14 protein-coding genes are annotated in these 17,063 nt (G+C 49.4%); 3 read left to right on the top strand and 11 right to left on the bottom strand.

The window, feature by feature from the left end:
* Positions 1-19: 19 nt before the first annotated feature.
* The 10 genes from ACCI51_RS07120 to ACCI51_RS07075 form a co-directional block, all read right to left on the bottom strand.
* Complete coding sequence (locus ACCI51_RS07120) at positions 20-1,024, bottom strand: VWA domain-containing protein (RefSeq protein ID WP_299580218.1); 1,005 nt, start codon at positions 1,022-1,024, stop codon at positions 20-22.
* Positions 1,021-2,103 (bottom strand): VWA domain-containing protein, encoded by a 1,083-nt coding sequence (locus ACCI51_RS07115; RefSeq protein ID WP_371843104.1) that lies wholly within the window; start codon positions 2,101-2,103, stop codon positions 1,021-1,023. Before ACCI51_RS07115 ends, ACCI51_RS07120 begins: the two co-directional genes overlap by 4 nt.
* Positions 2,093-3,397, bottom strand: coding sequence for a hypothetical protein (locus tag ACCI51_RS07110; RefSeq protein WP_371843103.1), 1,305 nt, complete (start codon positions 3,395-3,397; stop codon positions 2,093-2,095). The genes ACCI51_RS07115 and ACCI51_RS07110 overlap by 11 nt, the downstream gene beginning before the upstream one ends.
* Before the next feature lie 48 nt (positions 3,398-3,445).
* Positions 3,446-4,240 (bottom strand): MotA/TolQ/ExbB proton channel family protein, encoded by a 795-nt coding sequence (locus ACCI51_RS07105; protein WP_299580209.1) that lies wholly within the window; start codon positions 4,238-4,240, stop codon positions 3,446-3,448.
* Positions 4,241-4,262: 22 nt separating this feature from the next.
* Complete coding sequence (locus ACCI51_RS07100; RefSeq protein ID WP_299580206.1) at positions 4,263-4,472, bottom strand: hypothetical protein; 210 nt, start codon at positions 4,470-4,472, stop codon at positions 4,263-4,265.
* Positions 4,473-4,481: 9 nt separating this feature from the next.
* On the bottom strand, positions 4,482-6,572 hold the full coding sequence (locus ACCI51_RS07095; RefSeq protein WP_371843102.1) for an SUMF1/EgtB/PvdO family nonheme iron enzyme: 2,091 nt from the start codon (positions 6,570-6,572) through the stop codon (positions 4,482-4,484).
* A gap of 275 nt (positions 6,573-6,847) precedes the next feature.
* Positions 6,848-8,401: a tetratricopeptide repeat protein gene (locus ACCI51_RS07090; RefSeq protein WP_371843101.1), complete on the bottom strand. Its 1,554-nt coding sequence runs from the start codon at positions 8,399-8,401 to the stop codon at positions 6,848-6,850.
* A gap of 95 nt (positions 8,402-8,496) precedes the next feature.
* Positions 8,497-9,723: a hypothetical protein gene (locus tag ACCI51_RS07085; protein ID WP_371843100.1), complete on the bottom strand. Its 1,227-nt coding sequence runs from the start codon at positions 9,721-9,723 to the stop codon at positions 8,497-8,499.
* Between the two features lie 17 nt (positions 9,724-9,740).
* Entirely contained in the window at positions 9,741-10,898 is a 1,158-nt protein-coding gene (locus ACCI51_RS07080) for a hypothetical protein (RefSeq protein WP_371843099.1), read from the bottom strand.
* A gap of 167 nt (positions 10,899-11,065) precedes the next feature.
* Positions 11,066-12,361: a tetratricopeptide repeat protein gene (locus ACCI51_RS07075; protein WP_299580191.1), complete on the bottom strand. Its 1,296-nt coding sequence runs from the start codon at positions 12,359-12,361 to the stop codon at positions 11,066-11,068.
* Positions 12,362-12,948: 587 nt separating this feature from the next.
* Between ACCI51_RS07075 and ACCI51_RS07070 the strand changes: the two genes are divergently transcribed.
* From ACCI51_RS07070 to ACCI51_RS07060, 3 genes are all read left to right on the top strand, one after another.
* The gene (locus ACCI51_RS07070; protein ID WP_371843098.1) at positions 12,949-14,016 is read left to right on the top strand and encodes a branched-chain amino acid aminotransferase; all 1,068 of its coding nucleotides are present in this window, start codon (positions 12,949-12,951) and stop codon (positions 14,014-14,016) included.
* A gap of 356 nt (positions 14,017-14,372) precedes the next feature.
* Positions 14,373-14,969 carry a Yip1 family protein gene (locus ACCI51_RS07065; RefSeq protein WP_299580185.1) on the top strand — a complete coding sequence of 199 codons (597 nt, stop codon included), beginning with the start codon at positions 14,373-14,375 and terminating at the stop codon, positions 14,967-14,969.
* A gap of 244 nt (positions 14,970-15,213) precedes the next feature.
* Positions 15,214-16,149, top strand: a complete 936-nt coding sequence (locus tag ACCI51_RS07060; protein ID WP_371843097.1) for an alpha/beta hydrolase — start codon at positions 15,214-15,216, stop codon at positions 16,147-16,149.
* 165 nt (positions 16,150-16,314) lie between these two features.
* Here ACCI51_RS07060 and ACCI51_RS07055 read toward each other — a convergent pair whose 3' ends face one another.
* A complete protein-coding gene (locus ACCI51_RS07055) occupies positions 16,315-16,815 on the bottom strand; it encodes a hypothetical protein (protein WP_371843096.1) in 501 nt (166 codons plus the stop codon).
* Positions 16,816-17,063: the final 248 nt, after the last annotated feature.

Raw genomic sequence — 17,063 nt, 5'->3', positions numbered from 1 at the left:
GACTCCTGGTGTAAATCAGCTAGCGAAAATCATTAAGACCAACAAAAGTGCCACCGTTGCGGTAGGTTAATTCTCGCATTAAGGCGGCAAAGCGAAGACCGGTGGTTTGTAAATGGGGAGGTCGTGAGAACTGTATGGGGAACCCCACTGCGTGGATACGAATATTGCGTTTTCCCTCACCATGCTGAGCATTGACGCGATCTACGGCGAGCATGACATTACGTATTGACTTTCCTGTGAACTCATCCCCGAGCACATAAATACTGATTTTTTTGCTGGGATCGTAAAAGCTGCGTACCGCTTTTTGAATACCTTCTACAGGACTGGAGTTACTAAAAGGATTCCAGGTCTTAAGTCGTTGAAGAATTGCCTGACGACGTCCAGGTGTGTCTGGGATCCATTTATTACGGTAATTGAAAAACATGTAATCTCCCATGTCATTCATTACCTGAATACCTTTGACATTGGGGTAGAGATCCAGGGTATTGACCATTTCTGACATCATACGATCCCATCCGTAGTTAAACATACTGCCGGATGTATCAATAATAAAAAGGATGTACTCACTGTCGACGGGTATGCCACCGATAACATTATTCTTGCGTTGGTAATTTTCCCCAAGCAGGCGCCGCATTTCATCGGTCATTGACTGTAGGGCTATGGTTAACTTACCTTTTAATTTCCCTTCTTCACTCTGACCTTCGGTTTTACTGGCGTAAACAGCCTGTAGAGCTTCCAGTTCTCCACGTAGGTTGGCTATGCGTTTGTGTTCAATATCGATCTGTTCACGTTTGGCATTAAGGTCGCGATTAAGAATGGTGGTTTCGCCACGAATCTGAGCAAGTTGTTGTTGCAACTCGATAACCTGCGCTTCCAGGTCTATCTCGGCCTCTTCTAAAACAATAGGCTCGGCAGTTTTGGCAATCATCAGTAATAGAACAATGGCTCCAAAACCACAGCAGATTACATCGAGAAAAGAGATGCTGAATTCTTCCTGCCGTCTCTTTTTTGAAGAGCTGATCATGGCCAGTCCCTCGATGGTGCCAAAAAAGAGCCCTGCGTTTGCATTGCCAGCTTCCAGAATTCACTGGCGGCAAAAGGGTCTCCCTCCATGGGGGTCAGTATTATGTTAACCGGCACATTTCTGGGAAGAACTTTCACCGCTCGTTTAAACAGATTACGCCGCTCTCTGCCGGATACTGTGGCACCTCTGGGGGGCTTCATGCCCTGGGTGGGCAAGCCATCGGTAATCAAAATAATGTTGTCGGGTAAAGATTTCATAGCGTGAATGGCATTGAATACTCTTTCCAAACTGGTGCCATGCTCAGGCACAACTTCGTCCAATCCCTTGATGGCCTTGTCCAGCTGGTCGCGATCATCCACATTGAGCCAGCGATCTTCCGTTCCGGCAATGACGGCGCGAAAAGATGTATTGAAAGTATAGATCTGGTACTGACTATCTGGAGGCAACTGGGCGGTGAGCCAGGAGACGGTATTGATTGCTCGGCGCCATTTTTCTGTTTGTCGTTTTACCCTTGAAGACATGTTGCGGGCGCGAATAACCTTGATAAGTTCATCACCGAGCATCGAAGCAGAAGCGTCGAGGAGGATCAGGATTCGATTGCCTCCAAGCCGAAGTCCTGTGAGATATTGACGATCGCCATCGCCAACATATTTACGCACATTATTTCCGAGCTTTTTGTTTTCCTCTTCCAGATTTTTTTTGGCCTGCTTCAGTTTTTTTAGTTTATCTTGCAGCCTTTTTATATCTTCCTGTTCGTCGACGCTGTCTATTTCTGCGATATTTCCTTTCACGTCCTGAATTTGTTCCAGTATTCGGCGTGCTAATCCCTGGGCATCAACCAATTCATCGCTAACGATGTCCAGTGTATTGCGGGCCTGAACAAGGTGTTCTTCACCAAATTCAACCTCTTCTTGAAGCAGGTTGACCTCGGCGCTGAGGTCTTCGGTTTCCACTTCTATCTCGTGATCAGAGCCGTGCTTGATAATCAGGAAAATCAGGGCAACGGCACCAAATCCACAAGACATGATGTCAAGAAAGGAGAGGCTAAAGGTGGAGAAACGCCGATTTTTACGTCTCATAGCGTTCCACGCTGATTGCGGTTATGACATCCTGTCTATCCGCAATACCAATCCTATCTCCGGCATTGAGATTAACCGGAGCGGCAATTTCCTCACCATTCAGCATCAGGTGGATACCCGCATCGACCCTTAGTGCCAAACGGCCGGCATGGTTGGTGACCGTTGCCGCAGGGTGGTCAGGAGGTGTGGGGGTTACCTTGAATTTATCTTCATGCCAGAAAACAAAGAGAGGCTGTTGTGCAGCAAGAGCGCGATGGCCAAATAATAAGTGCGTTGCTGCCGCTTCTTTAGGCGTGTCCAGGCGCACGGTGATTTTGCTTTCCGGAACCGCACTGATGCTGTTGACAAGGCGCAGCGTGGAATCGTCGCTGCGTAACTCTTTCCACCGATTTTTAATTGATTGGGCGATGCTGTCTCTGCAAAGAAGATACATTCGCTGCGCCAGCTGTAAGCCTCCGGGAATGTCGGCCCAACGATGGGAAATAAAGCTCACGCTGTCGCTTTCCGCGTGGTTCTCGATCATGGCTCGTACCCGAGAGAGAATGGGGGCGGAGGCATCTTGAAGTTGGCGTAAAGATACTTTTGCAGTGCGATCATCAAGTTCCGCTAACACTTCGCCCTGGTGCATTGCGCAATTTACCCATTGGGGCATCAGATCGTAAAGTTGTTGTTCAGACTCACCCGAATGGAGCGGGTCAAAGCGGCACTGCATAACAAAAGCATCGGTAAATACCCGTGCCCAGGCCTCTTGGAAGTGATTTAAGCCAGCATCGGCAACACTCTCGGCAGACTTTACAGTGGCGTGTTGCTCCACTATGACACGGGAAACCAGCGTCTGATGCAGTTGCAACTCAACATAGATTTGCAGGCCGGAGGGCGCCAGATCACCGATCGCAGCGCTTGCTGAATCAACCATTCCAACGACATTCATATCACTTTCATTGATGATTCCAAGCAATAGAGCCAGCTGTTCACGGGTAAAGTTACCCGGAACCGCCAATACCAGCTCCTCGGGAAGGTCACAGTGTTCGGCTATTTCCTGTAGATGGCAGTAGGCGAGGTCGGCGTGATGACGGCAGCGTTGATTGGCTGATTTCAACGATTCAAGGCTGAGTCTTCGCCAGAACTGATTGTTGACCTGAGTAGGGTGGCTGCGCGCACGCATTTGCGCGGAGGTGCCTATGTGAACCCGGCTGGGTTCAATGACGGCAATGCCGGGACTTTCCAGAACTTCGGTAGTGCCGATAAAAACCCTTAAACCACAGTCATTGATTTCAAGGACGCCTTGTCCCATGGAGTATTCCTCACGGCCAATATCGGAGATAGTGATTCTTGATGACGGTTAACTGATTTTGAGAAATCTCAGTAGGCGGTTATCGCAATAGCTTTGTGTGTCCAGTACCAGTCTCTCTTGCATCAGCTGTAACTGGTGGGTAAAAAACATGATGACGATACTAATTACCAAGGCGATAAATGTGGAGTTAAAGGCGACCCCCAAGCTAACGGTGACCCCGGCAATATCACCTTCAACGGCTTTGTGAGCCTGGGCTAGGGCCTCGCCGATGCCGCGTACTGTGCCAATAAACCCGATTGAGGGAATTGCCCAAGTGATATAGCGCACCATCGCCAGTTCGGAGTCGAGACGGTCACCTTCGGTTTCACACACTTCTTTTATCGAATTGGATACCGCAGCAACATTTTTGGTCGAGCCGAATCTTTGTAGGGCGGTCAGTAGGGCCCTGGGCACCAGGAAACTTCGCTCTTCCTCGGGGAGAGCCTGAATAGGGCGAGAGAGATCACGGGTATCCTCAGGCAGTATGGGCGTGCCCTCACTAATATTGAGCAGAGCCTTATTGAGTAGCTTGCGCTCGCGGATGCTTTTGTGTGCTTTTAAGCCCATGATGGCCATAGCCCAAAGCATCAATACAAAACAGGCCTCTTGTTCATAATCCCTCATTACGATATAGATTGAGCGCTGTTGTACGTAGGTTTCCCCTGCGGCTTCCCGGGCGAGCTGCTCTTCGATCAAAGCATCTGCATTGGGCCGGATGATAGCTACATAAATCGCGTGAACAAGGATAACTGAGCCCAGCAGCGCGAATACCTGGAAAATAAAGTCGGAAGATTTAAATTTCATGATAGTGCTCTTGGCTGCTTCTCTAAATGTCCACTGGATAGGCAACGGATAAATCCTCGGATATCTCCTCTGAGGATTTGTAGTCGTCAGAATTACTGCGGCGCTTATTTTTATTTTTGTCTGGTTTTTCTTTATTCACCTGAGCAACAGAAATTTTATCGTTGTCTTGCTGTTCCTCAGCAACCAAATATGCTGAAAAAAAAGTGATGAGTATTAAAAGGATCCTAAACATGTTTTTCCCTTAATTGATCCAGCGCGCCACTCTGAAACCAATATCATTGCGAGGACCTTCACCATAGTCGCGGTAAGAAAGCCGTAATTCGGTCAAACCTGAATGTCGCCAACTGGAGCCGCGAATTACATGGTAGTCACCATCCTGAGGCCCCACCGGGTTTTCTTCCAGGCGCGATGAGAGCCCAGTGCCAATGGTATAAAGATCGTGAATCCACTCTGAAACATTGCCGCCCAGGTCATAAATACCGAGGGGGTTCGGGCTGTAACTACCAACCGGCGCTGTTGCGGCATAGCGATCGCTATAGGTACGTAAAACAGCCGGTACTAGTTTGGCTGCGTGACTATCGGCGTAGTTTCCGGAGTTGGCACCGATAGGGAGTTCGTTGCCCCAGGGGTATTTGCGCATGGTGCCTTTATCATAGCGGGCCAACCAGGCCCACTCGGCTTCCGTGGGTAGGCGATAGCCATCTGCCGCAGAATCAAAACCTACGATGCGTCCACGCTCGGTGAGATAAACCGGTGCTAGGCCATCGCGATCACTGAGCCAATTGCAGAATAGGGCGGCATCAATCCAGCTAATACTCACAACGGGGAGGTTGTCATTATCCAGGCTTACTCCGTTGACATGTCGAGAGGTATGCATGCGTTTAAAGCGACGAAATTCGCGGTTGGTAACCTCAGTGGCTCCGATATAAAAAGGGCGGTTGAGAGAAACCTGGCGCATTACCTCATTGGCTCGGCGTCCCTGTTCACGACGTGAGGAACCCATGGTAAATACGGCATTGGGTCGCATCAATTTCATGGTCCCTCCTGCGCCGTGACGATAACTGGAGGGAACCTGTTGCCAGCGAGCCTGCTCTCTGGTCAACAATACGGCCCGTACGGTCTGTTCCAATTTGGCGCTGGGTATTACCTTGGTATCGAAGGCTTTATAGCCATTTTTACGTACCTCAATATTGTGACTTTTGGCGGGGAGGTTGAACGTCTGGCCGCTTTTACCGGCGTACTGTCCATCAATGTACACTTCTGCATCAGAGGGGACACTTGTTACGTATACCCTGCCATACACTGCGTTTAAATTGACATTGAGGTCGCGCTCCATGCCGGCGGATAGATCTACGGTATGCTCAATCGATGCATAGCCATCCTTAAAAAAACGTAAGCGGTGAATTTTCCCCGATGTCAGCTCGAGCTCCAGTGGAGTGTGACCACGAAATTCACCATCAACGGTAACGCCCGCGCCCTCGGGGGTGGTAACCACCCGTAGCAGACCATCGGCGGGTCCGAGATTCACCGTGGGAAGAGTTTGATCCACACCCGCAGTAACAGCCACAGGTACATCGACAGTTTTATGCTCTGGTAGGGAGATAGAGACAACCCTATCGCCTTGGACTAGCTCTGTATTGAGGGGGGTGGTGCCTAACACTTTTCCATTGGCGCTGACTGTGGCACCTGGAGGATTACTGCTAATCCGGATATTGGCCCAGGCCGGGCGGAGATTGGCGGCCAGTCGATAAGTGTTGTCAAGCCCTTCAATTTTAATTTCACGGGTAAAAGGCAGGTAGCGATCGGAGAGTACGGTAACCCGCAGCCCGCCCGGACTTAGGTTTTCAACCAGTCCGTTTTTATTGGGGACCTCGCTGCCATTGATTAATACCTTAACCGGTACGGACGGATCAGTCTCCACTTGCAGGTGGCCGGGAAGTTTTTCCAGAGTCACAGTGTGGCGGCTGTGCCCATCACTACTGACTTCCACCTCGCCACTTTTGGAAAGGTAACCATCTGCGCTGATGGTGTAACTGTAGTTACCTGGTAATACCAGGTGCCCATCCCCAAGTGGCAAGGCAAAACCACTGATGCTGATTTCTGCGTTATTCGGCTGAGTCTCAAAAATAAGGGAGCGTGCGATAACTAAATAGATCAGTACTAAGAGGCTCAACAATAAACAGGCCGCCACCATCAGGGCACGCTTCGTGAAAAATAAGCGCGTGCGGGTTGAGTTGATCTGAACAGGCGTAAACCCTATAGGTTCGATGAGTGGGGAGTCATCGATTGCAGATTTCTCATCTTGGGCAGGTACTGCCTCTTTTACTGCCATTTATGCTTCCCTATTGCTGTTTCATTATGGAGTTATCGCAATAACCCTGATATCGGCCGATCACACTCTATTGTGTTGTGGATACCAAAGCTTGGGTGGATGCTTTTCTGTGTGCAATAAAGCTTAGCTCGCTGGTACCGGAGAGACGGCAATCAGCGAGCCATTTGTCACAGAACACTTCTTGTCCTATGAATGAATCTGATGATTCATTTCAAGACAGACCCTATGCGAATATCTGTTTATTAGATTTTCTTTCGCCTTATGGGTTCGAGCATTTAGCTATTATTAGCGCCGTTTACTTTCTCGGCGCATTGAATAACAACTTCTGTGACAGGTTTTCCTGGCTTTACAATAAATTCACGACGGACATCACGATATCCTTCGCGGGTGCCTACCGCGGTATAACGACCGGGTTTTAAGGCAATTTCGCGCTGGTCGAAATTGCCGAGCCTTCCAACATGGTAAATTGTGACACTGGTGCTTCGGTCAGATTTAAAGCGCACGGGAAGTGGTATCAGGGATTGGGTGAGCGCATTTTCCAGGTTTTCTATTTGGGTGGCCAGGCGCGGTGTTTGTGATTTCACCTTTCTTGCATCTGCGAGTACCTTGCGAGCAAAATGATTACGTTTGCCTTCGCTTAAGGTGAGGGGATCCTTGAGCAGTTCTTGTAATTGGTCATCTAATTTTGCCCTGGCAGAGGCTCTTGCTTTACCGGTTACGGCAGTAACCAGGCTCCCATCTTTTTTGAGCAAAGTTGTATAGCTACTCAGAGCATCGTGCCAATCTTCTTTTTCCTCATGTGAGCGTGCCAAACTCAATAGTTTGTTAATTTTTTCCCGTTCGACGCCATTGCGTGCCTGCTTTAGGCCAATTACTGGCGCCTTGGCTTTGGGTTTTAATGCTTGTGCCTGATTAAAAAACTGTTTGGCGGAGTTGTATTTCTTGTCAGCGATGGCGGCATAGCCCTCGGACATCGCTTCCTTATAGTCCCTCTCTGTTATTTCCATCTCTACCTTTGCCAGCAAAGCCTGGGCTGGGACAGTTTTTGGGTCTATAGACAGTGCTTTTTTCAAGGATGATTTTGCTAGATCTAAATCGGAATCCAGATAGGCTTGTTTGCCCTGAATAAACGACCACCAGACTAATGGTAATGTATCGGAACGCTCCAGCCCTTTAAGACCTCTGGGGTGATCTCTTGAGATGGTCAGTACCAGGTTGAACTCATCAATGGCCGCATCGAGATGCCCTGTATCCAGCGCCCGATTGCCTTCCGTGAGGTGTGTCTCTATACGCTCAGGGATGCTATCACGCAGTGTTTCCAATGCTTGCAGAGACTCCTGGTATTTTTCCAGGGCCTGCATAAATTGCCGTTTGCGATAGATACTATCGGCTTTAAGGGCTAGATCTTCAGCTGCGTAAAAATCCTCAAAAGCCCACACTTCTACTTGACGCTCCTGTAGTTCCTCCTTAAGCACGAGAATGTCTTGCAATATTTTTTGCACATCTCTGCGCTGTTGCATGATTTCGGCATCTGAATAAGGAGAAGCCGGTATGGGACTTTCTTCTGGCTTATTCTGCGCTGTTGCAGATACCGTTTCATCGGACTGTAATTTTGGCGTTTCTACAATTTGTGGTAACCCCCAAAAGACCCCCACTAATCCGCTGAACATAATTGTTCCAAGTATAAGGGGCCAGTAGGAACTGTCTTTGTTGCGCTTTTCTGCGTGCTGAACAGTACTCGTTGGTGTGCGAGCTCCCTCACCGCCAAAACTAAATTCAGCGGGCTCGATTGGAGTTGAATCTTCCTTGGCGTTATTGCGGTGCTGCATAGTGGTTCCGCCGTGTTATTCAGTTACCCGGTGAAGATCTTGGGTGTTTGCAAAATGTAAAAATGAATGGATTTACCTCAATAATGCGTAAAATTTCATATTTTGGTTTCGGAAGAAGCGGTTTCAGCTTCGTAAATTTCCTTTAAAATTTCTCGCCACTGTCGATACTGATTTTCAACCGATCCACTTAGGGTTACTGTGCGGTCCTCAAGCTCGACGATCTGTGGCTCTACTTCCGCCTCCATGGAATCACCTAATTCTTGCAATGCCTCTAAATGCATCTTGGCGTCAGCACGACGATCGAAGCCACTTTTTATCAGGTAACCGCCTGCACCAATGCCGACTTGACCCGCTGCCTGAGCGCTGCCACCGCCGGCGCCTGCCGCGGCGATGCCGCCGATAATGGCGGCGGCACCCATAATGGTGTGGTTGCGGGCTTTGCGTTTCAGCTCACGCATTTGCCGTACTTCTTCATAGCTGCGCGCACGCCATTCCTGATAGGGAACTTCCATTGTTTTAGCAAAGGTTCCGTAGTACTCCTGTAGAGTGTCTACAAATAAATAGTCGCGCTCGCGAATTTTTCGCACTCTCTCGAGCATGGGGTCATTTTCTGCAGGCAGAGCACTTAGGTAGTAGATACCCTCCTGGCTTTGCTGCAGGTAGCGATTGAATGCCTCTGGTGAAAAGCTTCTGGCAAAGCGCATTTCAGAAATTGTACGTATCTCGACAATTTGTTCGTTGGATAAACCTTGGCGATATTCGAGCATGTCATTGGAAACCCGATTATAGATTCCCTGGAAGGCATCGCCCTCGGTAGGATGCTTGCGATCATAGGCGTAGTGCGATGCGTACTCAGAATACTCTTTCGTGAACCAACGCTGACCACGGGAATCCGTTACGGTAACTTCCATTGTGAGCGTTTCCCCGTCGGACTGTAGGATCCTCCCAGAAATAGTCACATCGATATTGGTGCGGGCTGAGGGGATCACCCTCACAGCGCCCCAGCCGAGGCTTGATTGTAGCGAGTCGGCTAGGGTCACGGCTATAAATCGGGATTCGGCTTGACGTAACTCTGGAAAAATCAGAGTGTCCTCATCGACTTCAATACCTTCAATGCCTGGGTCAAACTGAATAACGCCTACATCGAGCAGGCGCTCTTCTGCAATATTTTTATCCTCAATTGTGAGGGGGGTAAATGCCGTGGTGCGCACCTCTGTCGTGGTACACCCGCTAAACAGAATTGCGAGTAGTATTCCCGTAAACAGAATGACGCGTTGTGTTGTCAGCAGACTGCCAAAATTGCTGTGAGTTAAAAGTGCCATCTATGCGTCCTCTATAACTACTTCGTCGCATTTTTATATTTTCGATACTCTTCCCAGAGTTTCTCTCGCAACTCCGGGTCGCTCTCCCGGGTGGCCGCTTCACGAATTTGTCGGGCCACCACATCGTCATCGGTGCCACTGGGAATATCCGCAGGCACCACTGGCTGAGAGCCACTGTGGTTGTATTCTCCCTGACGGCCTTTTGCGGGTAAGCCGGGGCCTGTCACCTGGCCGCTGGAATTGTTCTGTTGTGGGCCACGACCGCTGGGCGATCCGCTTCCCGGTGGTGCTGGGATTTCGGCTTCGGCGGATTCAATCAAGTCTTCCAGCGATTCTCCGGGCGGTGCTTCATCCATTGCTTCCTCTTCCGCCTCGCCCGCAGTAGATCCTGGCCTGTTGCGGACATAGTCGCGTTCGCGCAGGATCATGCCGTCGTAGCTCACCATGGTGGATTCAAAGCGACCCTCCAAATCAGCCACTCTCTCCGCGGTAGAGCGGGGAGATTCATTGGGGGCACTACCTGCGCGCGCGGCGCTGTCGCCGGGTTGTCCCCCGGCGCTGGCACTGCTGCTGGAGGCTGAGCTACTTGAGGAATTCGAACTGCTGCTAGAGGAAGCGCTGGAAGCGGAGGCTGCCTGCTCCTCCTCAGAAAAGTCGATATCTTCTGGCGGGGTGCCCTCTTCCCCAGAGGAAGGATCTGGCGGCATGCGCTGTTCCTCTGCAGATTGCTGCGCATCACTATAGGTAGGGGAGGAGGGGGAGCGGCTGCGAGAATCGGCCTCTGGCATGTTTTCGCCGGCTGAGCGCTCGCGGGAGGAGCGCTGTTTTTCACTGGATGCTGTACCGGAATTCTGCTGTGATTCGCGTTGCGCCGTTGGCATATTAGCGCTGGGCTGGCTCGAAGAGCGGCTACTGGACTGCCTATTACTGCTACTGGTTGATTGTGACTGGCTGGAGCTCTGTGCACTGCTGCTTGATGAGGCACTGCTCTGAGACTGAGACTGAGACTGCGACTGAGAACTGGAAGAGGGCATCGATGGCGCTGCCGGTGGTTGCGATTGGGTTTGCTGGCTTTTGCATCCGGCAACCACTGAAGCCAATACAGCGATAGAGAACAGAGTGTGCCAGCTAATGCCCTGGCGGTGACTTTTTCGTACCGCTTTCCGAGTTGTCATCTCTTTTCTCCTTAAGGGCTTGGCGTTATGCCGGGGAGGCGCAGGAAAAAATACCTGCGTTTCCCTGGCTGCCCGGAAAATGGCTAGTGTGGAAATTTAAAAGTAGTTGTTATTTGATTATTTGCGCGCTCTCCACAACCCCAGTTAATCGCTGTGACGAAAAAACCTCAATCAAAAACAAAGCGCTGAACAATGCCGCGGGTTTCTACCGCCTCACCATCCTCAAAGCGCGGACGAAATTTGGCGCGTTTAAGTATTTTTCGCACTTTAGAGCGAACCTGTACCTTGTCCGACGGGTAGGAGCGTAAGATCTTGATGTTGCGGGCTTTGCCAAACGCGGTAACGTCGTAGGAAACGGTGATGTGTGAGTTCGCCAGGGCCTTGCTCTCCGATTCCAGTATGGGCAGTGCGGGAAGAGCTATCGGGCGGCCAAAAATATCCTGAATTTCATCTCTGGATGCGCCGTTATCCCAAAGGGCCTGATAAGCCTCACCGTAAGTCCGCCGGGCGGAGTGCCATTTATTGAACATCATGTACCAGTCACCCAATTCAACTTTGGCTTTGGCGGATGCGGCTGGTGGCGATTTGGGATTTCTCTGGTAAACATCGACAAGTCGAGTGATTGCCTTCTTGCCGGTGTTGAAACTTTTCATACGGTAGTGATCAACCGTACTGCGTTGATGGGTATCGGGCCCTGCGCCAAAGCTGGTATTAACGATAAGGGGTGCCTGAGCCTCCCCCTTGTACCTGGCCAAGTAATAATTGGTGGCCTTTAATCCGCGCAAAGCATCTACTAGACGCAGATCATTGGAGCCGAAATTCTTAGTGATAATGTCGACAGCGAGGGTATAGAGTTTGGTGGCGCTGATCAGGTGTTCAACTAGGGTTTCGCCTTTTTTCTCAACATAGGATTGAAGGTGCCAGCGACTCAAATTGTTGATTACCGGTAACATCCGTGGATCTTTTTTGCCGTAATTTTTTTCGTACAACCAATAGAGGTACTGCTGGTTGTCATTCGCGTCCTCCCATTGATTTAGAGCTATCTGGCTTTCGATGAGCCGCTCAATCATTGGGATCTGGCTGAGGGAATACAGCCCTTCATTCACCCGGTTAACCAACATTGCGCGGCGGAATTCGCTGGCGGCTTCGTCGTGCGCACCGGCTTTTTGCAATGCGGTAGCCAGTCCTAGTAATTGTTCATCAATACCGACACCGTATGCGCCATGTTCGGCCTCCAGTTCTTCGATTCGTTCGCGATAATAGTCGACGGCTTCAGAGGGGCGCAGTTGTCTTCGGGTTTTTTTCAGGGGTTTGGAGGCAGCTTCAATAAAAGCCTGGGGAGGGGCTTTTGAGTGCTGGCTTACAGTGGCGTCATCTGCGGCAATGGCGCTGTTACACAGCAGTGCTGTGGCTGTAAACATCAAGCCGATAGCAAGGCGATTGCTGGTATCTATCTGTGTCACGATTGAACCACTTCCATTCCGGTTTACTTTGCCCACAGCTGTGCAATAGGCCATAGCCGTCACGCAGGGTGTGGATCTCGTCTCCGCCCGATCGCCGGTAAACCGGCTGATATGGTGGAAGCTCTCTCCTGAAATGTGGTTCTGTTACTACCCTGTGGCCACGATAGATTTTGCTCTTTGGCCGATCAGAGAAGACGCATCCGGATGCTTATTTTTGCGCTCCTGGCTGCGTATTAAACAGTATAGCCAGCACAGTCTGTCATCAGAGGGATTGTGACGGAGACTTCAACCAACCGGTGAAAGAGTTACCGGCATGCCTGCGACCACCCTTTTGGTTTAGCAGCTGCAGAGAAATAACAGTGCTGAAGGTCGGTAAGTAAGTGCCAAAAGTTTATTGGGTAAATTTATGTGTCGATCCGTTGAGCCCGAAGCGAAGGGACTAGGAACGCTTTAACTGGACTTTCATCCTATGAGAGCGGTGCTGATTGGGCGAAAATGACTAAAGCAATGGGGCCTGTGGGTGGTGCATTTGGATTGCTGACCGTCAGGCGCCATAATCAGCCGATTCGAATGAGAGGAGAGTGCCGGTGAGCATCTATATCGACCCCGAAGTAGCCGTGAGTCTGCGTGGATATGAAGTACCTGAAAGATTGGGCTTCGGGACGGCAATGGCCCCTGTGATGTTTCGTGCAGTCTGTCAGGACGGCTGCTGGAGTCAGGGGGAATTAATTCCTTATGCTCCACTGACCATAGATCCAGCGGCAAAGGTCCTACATTACGCCCAGTCGTGCTTTGAGGGTATGAAGGCTTATCGAACAGCGGCTGGCAGCATTGCGTTGTTTCGCCCTGAAAAAAATGCGGCGCGTATGGCGTATTCTGCCAAGCGGCTGTGCATGCCCTCCGTGCCCGAATCTCTGTTTCTCGATGGTGTGCGCACTATCGCTGCGTACTGTGCCAACCTGGTACCAGGTAACCGCGGTGAGTCACTTTATTTACGGCCTTTCCTGATCGGTACTCAGGCGGACCTAACGGTATCAGCCAGCACATCCTATGAGTTCTATGTCATCGCCAGCCCCTCAGAGGCCTACCACACCGGCAATATGCGCCTTTGGGTAGAGCGTGAGGATGCGCGTGCGGCTGTGGGGGGTACAGGAGATGCCAAAGTGGGCGGTAATTATGCCGGCTCGCTACTCAGCGTTGGGCGTCTCAAGGAGCGTGGCTACGACCAATCTCTCTGGTTGAACCCCGCTGATCGCAGTCGTGTGGATGAGCTCTCGGGAATGAATTTCTTTGCAGTGATCGAGGGAAAGCTCCATACGCCGGCGCTCTCCGGTTCCATTCTGGAAGGTATCACTCGTAATTCGCTCTTGAAGCTGGCCAGGGAACTGGGTTACGACTTGGTAGAGGGTGCTATCCATATTGATACATTGCTTAGCCAAATCGCTTCTGGGGTCTGCACCGAGGCCTTTGCCTGCGGCACTGCGGCCATTATCAGTCCTATCAGTGTGATAGGCGATGAAGCGCATAGTCACGAGCTGTACCAGGCTCCGGGGCCTGTGGCTAAAGCGTTGCGCGAGGCACTTCTGGATATTCAAGAGGGTCGGGCCGAGGACAATTTTGGCTGGATGCAACCTGTTGACCCTGTAAATTTCTAACTGGATGGGTGAGTGGTACCCGAGGTATAAAGGTAACCGGCTGCGGATCGGCAGCTGGTTACGGCGTTAAATACTCCCTGCACGAACCTCCACGCTCTGGCCGGGTTGATTTGTATCAAAGTACCATTAAAAAATGTTTCCGCGAGAAACGAGAATGTAAGCATTCCCGCCAATTCCTTCTCTGCGGTTGACTTGAACGACTGTAGCTCCTACAAATAATTCCGAAACAAGAAGAAATGCACTGGAGCTTTGTGGGTGGCCTTTTAGTGGTACCCTCATATTGACCGGCTGTTTCAAGATCAATTTGAGTAGATAGGTCGCACTCAGAGTTCTCTCTAGAACCTGAGGAAAACAGAATGTTGACCCATATGTTCGGCCTTATGCTGCAGCCCCGCAGGCAGTGGGAGCTGATCGGTAGCCTTCCCGAGAAAAAACTTCGCCGGCAAATTCCCTACGTCATTATTTTGGCGCTGTTTCCTGCAGTCGCCTGGTATTTCGGTACAACTCAAGTTGGTTGGAGTATCGGTAGCGGAACGCCGGTAAAAATAACTGGGCAGAGCGCACTGGAATTAGTCGCGGTGTTTTATTTTACGATGGTATTGGCTGTCGTCTCGATTGGCTATTTTATCCATTGGATGGCTAGAACCTATGGCGCAGAGACGCACCCAATGAAGGGGGTGGTTGTCGCTGGGTTTACCGCGACGCCTATTTTTTTGGCGGGCATCGCTGGAATCTACCCCGTGTTATGGCTGGATATTTTACTGGCTACAGTGGCCGTCGCTTATGCGGTTTATTTACTTTATCTGGGCATTCCAATTGTGATGGGCGTTTCTGAAGAACGGGGCTTCCTCTTCGCCAGTGCGATTATCACCGTTTCCCTGGTCATTGCCGTAATGATCATGGTGGGCACCGTATTGTTCTGGAGTTATGTCTCTGCTCCTGTCTTTCATTAAATAAGCCCTTCTGAATCCAAAAAAATTATTATCGTATTTTGTGCGCCAGCTGCTTTTTTAGTGGCTGGCACCTCTCTCCATATTTCTTGATATTTATAGTTAAAAAGTTCTGCGCTATTTTGAGGTGAATAGTGTTTGAAATAAGATAATCTTTGTTTTGATCTGAAGGTTAGAGGTTTCATATCGCTATTTAGGAATTTTTCAGGCGGGTTTTATTGTTAAATTTTTTCTTTGGGGGTTTAAGTTGAGAAAGGTAAATCCAAGTCTCTCCGCATTTCTTCGAGAGTGTAACGAAGTGCTATTGGCGCGTTCCGCAAAAGGTTTTCCTTTTAGCGTTATTGACTCTCGGGAAAAGACGGAGATGCTGATACAGGAGTTTGTGACCGATATTCCTGATATTGATTGTGTGATGGATGCAGAAATATATACTGCCGGGTATAACGTTCCGGTGCGTATCTTTAACCCGAATCCAGGTCAAACGCTTCCGGTATTGGTGTATTTCCATGGTGGTGGACACATGGCAGGCAGTGTTAAGGCCTATGATCCGATTTGTCGAAAAATGGCAATAAATACACAGCACATTGTGGTGGCTGGGGAATATCGTCTAGCACCAGAAAATCTTTACCCTGCGAATATTGAAGATGCCTGTGCCGTTGTCAGGGGCATCTGGGCGACTCTAGATCGACAGAATGTTGACTATCGAAAAACGTTATCTGTGGCAGGAGACTCTGCAGGCGGTTCGCTTTCTGCCTCAGTGTCACACCTGGCCCAGTTTGACCGGGGAATTGATATAGAAAAGCAGATTCTTATTTATCCCTGTGTTGATTATGTCGCCAGATACGAATCCTATAATGAAAATGGCGTTGGCTATTTATTAGAGGCTGATATGTGTACTTGGTTTTTCGATAAGTATTTTAAGGAAGGGCAGTGCAGAAAGGCAGCTTCCCCATTGCATATGGACTTCACCGCTAATCTTCCACAAACCTTGGTCATCACCGCTGAATTTTGTCCATTGCGTGATGAGGGGAAAATTTACTATGAAAAGGTGAAATCCTTAGGGATACATGCCGAAAATGTACACTTCGAAGATGCCATACATGGATTTTTAAATATCGAAGACTTAGTTAGAGAGACGTGTATGAAAGCCTATTCTTCGATTAACCGCTTTCTTAATGGTTAGATTGCCTCTGAATTATTAGTGATAAATTAATAAGCCTTTGGATCAAGCTATGGCACTCTGTCGAGTTATAATATTGGCGGTAATTTTTTTCGATGCATAGCCCCCAGTGCTAAGTGCTTAAAGATGTGGAGGGGTTGACAGAAACTAGCTTGGGATATCGTGGGGTTAACCGGGTTTAAAATGGTATTTAAGGACATACCCATTGCTAAGTTCAACCTGCTCGGAAACTTCTTTATCTATTGTGAATTTTACATCCTCAACTGAATTCATGATTTGTGTGGGCTCGGTATCTATGCATTGAATACTCATGGTCTCGATAGTTTTATCCTTGCTATCGACGGAGTATTCAATCACTTTAATAATTATTGTGTCTTCACGGTGTAGAATTTTAACGCCAGGGCCGCTGGAGAGTGAAACCGTATATATCATTGCTCCCCAAGGCCCGTCACAGCGTACTGCTTGATATTTCTTTGGGGACGTTTGGGCCGAAAGTGGTTTGGAGTCAATGTCTAACTTGGGGTCGCTAAATATCTGTTGGGTATGAAATTGCCAGCCTTCTGGTGTTTCGATTTCAATTTTTAGGGTGTATTGAGTGGGGGCCTTCTGAGCGAATATGGATCCACTGCAGAGAAAGAAACACATGAATAAAAGGTTGCGAAAATTCATCTGGATGGCACTTTCCTAAGTTGGTCGGCGGGCTGACTCCTTCAGCTTGTTTGTGGCTTTAAATGCCAGGCGCGAACTCTCTCTTTTATTCCCGATCGTTAGATAATAATAGTGCCTTGAAGGCTGGGTAGGGGTTGGATACTATGCAGAAGCTTGCATAGAAGATTTTTTGCACGACCTAATTGGTACACTCGTACCTATCAAGACTTGATTTAGTAGCTACTGAAAATAATTCAAATAAAAAGGTG

It is taken from the genome of Microbulbifer echini (assembly GCF_041447225.1).
Classification (GTDB): domain Bacteria; phylum Pseudomonadota; class Gammaproteobacteria; order Pseudomonadales; family Cellvibrionaceae; genus Microbulbifer; species Microbulbifer echini.
This window is presented reverse-complemented; position numbering and strand designations above follow the sequence as displayed.

What these genes read in the sequence shown, in the direction of transcription:
- ACCI51_RS07065 (WP_299580185.1), top strand. Translation starts at nt 14,373, where the DNA reads ATGTTGACCCATATGTTCGGCCTTATGCTGCAGCCCCGCAGGCAGTGG.
- ACCI51_RS07120 (WP_299580218.1), bottom strand. Translation starts at nt 1,024, where the DNA reads ATGATCAGCTCTTCAAAAAAGAGACGGCAGGAAGAATTCAGCATCTCT.
- ACCI51_RS07055 (WP_371843096.1), bottom strand. Translation starts at nt 16,815, where the DNA reads ATGAATTTTCGCAACCTTTTATTCATGTGTTTCTTTCTCTGCAGTGGA.
- ACCI51_RS07080 (WP_371843099.1), bottom strand. Translation starts at nt 10,898, where the DNA reads ATGACAACTCGGAAAGCGGTACGAAAAAGTCACCGCCAGGGCATTAGC.
- ACCI51_RS07095 (WP_371843102.1), bottom strand. Translation starts at nt 6,572, where the DNA reads ATGGCAGTAAAAGAGGCAGTACCTGCCCAAGATGAGAAATCTGCAATC.
- ACCI51_RS07110 (WP_371843103.1), bottom strand. Translation starts at nt 3,397, where the DNA reads ATGGGACAAGGCGTCCTTGAAATCAATGACTGTGGTTTAAGGGTTTTT.
- ACCI51_RS07085 (WP_371843100.1), bottom strand. Translation starts at nt 9,723, where the DNA reads ATGGCACTTTTAACTCACAGCAATTTTGGCAGTCTGCTGACAACACAA.
- ACCI51_RS07100 (WP_299580206.1), bottom strand. Translation starts at nt 4,472, where the DNA reads ATGTTTAGGATCCTTTTAATACTCATCACTTTTTTTTCAGCATATTTG.
- ACCI51_RS07105 (WP_299580209.1), bottom strand. Translation starts at nt 4,240, where the DNA reads ATGAAATTTAAATCTTCCGACTTTATTTTCCAGGTATTCGCGCTGCTG.
- ACCI51_RS07115 (WP_371843104.1), bottom strand. Translation starts at nt 2,103, where the DNA reads ATGAGACGTAAAAATCGGCGTTTCTCCACCTTTAGCCTCTCCTTTCTT.
- ACCI51_RS07090 (WP_371843101.1), bottom strand. Translation starts at nt 8,401, where the DNA reads ATGCAGCACCGCAATAACGCCAAGGAAGATTCAACTCCAATCGAGCCC.